General features: G+C 67.4%; 2 protein-coding genes. Both read right to left on the reverse strand.

Annotated elements, in window-relative coordinates; all coding sequences use genetic code 11:
- Window positions 1–121: 121 nt before the first annotated feature.
- A complete protein-coding gene (locus AB0B48_RS31775; protein ID WP_357208069.1) occupies window positions 122–1,090 on the reverse strand; it encodes a carbohydrate ABC transporter permease in 969 nt (322 codons plus the stop codon).
- Window position 1,091: 1 nt separating this feature from the next.
- Window positions 1,092–2,138 carry a sugar ABC transporter permease gene (locus AB0B48_RS31780; RefSeq protein WP_355008967.1) on the reverse strand — a complete coding sequence of 349 codons (1,047 nt, stop codon included), beginning with the start codon at window positions 2,136–2,138 and terminating at the stop codon, window positions 1,092–1,094.
- Between the last annotated feature and the right edge of the window lie 63 nt (window positions 2,139–2,201).

The raw sequence follows: 2,201 nt of genomic DNA on the forward strand, positions 1-2,201 counted from the left end.
GGGCGCCGTCCGAACCACCGCCCCGCGCGCACAAAACAACGAACCACCCCAGTGTCCCCCCCCCGGGGGCCCCGCCGCCCCCCCCCCCCCCCGCGGGGCCAGGCGGCGGCGGGCGCGCGGGTCAGCCCTTGACGCTGCCGGCGAGCAGACCTCGCACGAAGAAGCGCTGCAGGGACAGGAACACGATGAGGGGTACGACGATGCTGACGAACGCACCGGCGGTGAGGCGCTGCCACTCGTTGCCCCGGGTACCGGCCATCTCGGCGAGCCGGACGGTCAGCGGAGCGGTCTCGTCACCGCCGCCCGCGAAGATCAGCGCGACCAGCAGGTCGTTCCAGACCCAGAGGAACTGGAAGATGCCGAATGCCGCCAGCGCCGGGGTGATCAGCGGCAGCACGATGGTGCGGAAGATCTTCGGGTGGGTGGCCCCGTCGACCCGGGCCGCCTCCATCAGGTCCCCCGGCAGTTGCGAGATGAAGTTGTGCAGCAGGAAGACGGCGAACGGAAGCGCGAAGCAGGTGTGGGCGAACCACACCTGGGCGAACTTCTGCTCGTCGACCAGGTCCCAGGCCGGCATCAGGGTGACGCCGCCGAGGCTGACCCCGGTGGAGAAGAACCTCAGCAGCGGCACCAGGGCCATCTGCAACGGCACGATCTGCAACGCGAAGATCGCGATGTAGACCCAGTCCCGGCCGCGGAAGTTGATCCACGCCAGCGCGTACGCGGCGAGGCACGCGAAGGCGAGCGGGAAGAGCACCGACGGGATGGTGATCGCCAGCGAGTTGATGAAGGAACCGGCGAGCTGCCCGGAGGACGACGAGCGCCCGAACAGGACCTGCTCGTAGTTCTCGAAGGTGAACTGCGGGTTGGTGAAGGCCGTCCACCAGCCGGTGGTCTTGATCTCGTCCTCCGGGCGGAGGGACGAGACGAGCAACCCGAAGGTCGGGATGGTCCAGACCACCGCGATGACGATCGAGACGAGCGTCGCGGTGCGGCTGTTCAACCGCTTGCGGACCCGGCCGGCCGTGGTGGTCGGGGTGCCGTCGGTCTTCTGGGTGCCGGCGGCGACGGTGGGCGTTGCGGTGGTCATCTCAGCCCTCCCGCTGTTGACGGAGGTTACGGATCTGGTAGATCACGACCGGGATGACCAGGAGGAAGAGGAAGACCGCGAGCGCGGAACCCCGCCCGTTCTCGCTGTACCGGAACGCCTGGTTGTACATCTCGTTGGCGATCACGCTGGTGTCGTAGTTGCCGTTCGTCGAGGTCCGGACGATGTCGAAGACCTTGAGCGTGGCGATCGTGAGGGTCACCATCACGACGATCAGCGCCGGTCGGATGCTCGGCATGGTGATCTGCCAGAACATCTGCCACGGGCTGACCCCGTCGAGCCGGGCGGCCTCGACGATGTCGCCGGGGATCGCCTTGATCGCGGCGGAGAGCACCACCATGGCGAAGCCGGCCTGGATCCAGACCATGATGACGATCAGCAGCAGCGTGTTCAGCGGCGATTCGAGCAGCCACTGCTTGGGCTCGCCGCCCAGGCTGACCACGATCTGGTTGAGCAGACCGATCTGGTCGCCCTCACCGCGGTAGGCGTAGACGAACTTCCAGATGATGCTGGCGCCGACGAAGGAGATGGCCATCGGCAGGAAGATCAGTGACTTGGCCACGGACTCGAAGCGGGCCTTGTCCACCAGTACGGCGTAGATCAGGCCGAAACCGGTCGCTACCAGCGGGACCAGGAGCACCCAGATCAGGGTGTTGATCAGGACCCGGACGATCGCGTCGTCGGAGAACATCCAGCCGAAGTTGTCCAACCCCACCCACTCCGTGCTGGTCCTGTTCATCAGGGACAGCAGCACGGTGCGGATGGCCGGCACGACCAGACCGATGGTGAGCAGCAGCAGCGTCGGCAGCAGGAAGAAGAGCGCGAAGATCCCCTCCCGCTGCTTGGGTCGACGGGGAAGTGGAGCACCACTAACCGAGGCAGCGACGAGCTGCGCCTCCCGTCGCCGGGCGAACCAGGCCGGCACCACGTCGAGCAGCAGTAGGAGACCACCCACCACCAGCACGAAGGCGACCAGCCCGTACATCAGCATGAGGAGCTTCGGCTGCTGATCGGCGAAGTCGAACTCCATCAACCCTCCCTTCCGGGTCCACCTCGGCCGGGGGGGGGCGCCCCCCCCCCCGCCCCCCCCCCC

The organism is Micromonospora sp. NPDC049089, assembly GCF_040648775.1.
Classification (GTDB): Bacteria; Actinomycetota; Actinomycetes; order Mycobacteriales; family Micromonosporaceae; genus Micromonospora.

Bases quoted from the DNA above. Each gene is read 5' to 3' on its own strand.
- AB0B48_RS31775 (WP_357208069.1), bottom strand. From the start codon at position 1,090: ATGACCACCGCAACGCCCACCGTCGCCGCCGGCACCCAGAAGACCGAC.
- AB0B48_RS31780 (WP_355008967.1), bottom strand. From the start codon at position 2,138: ATGGAGTTCGACTTCGCCGATCAGCAGCCGAAGCTCCTCATGCTGATG.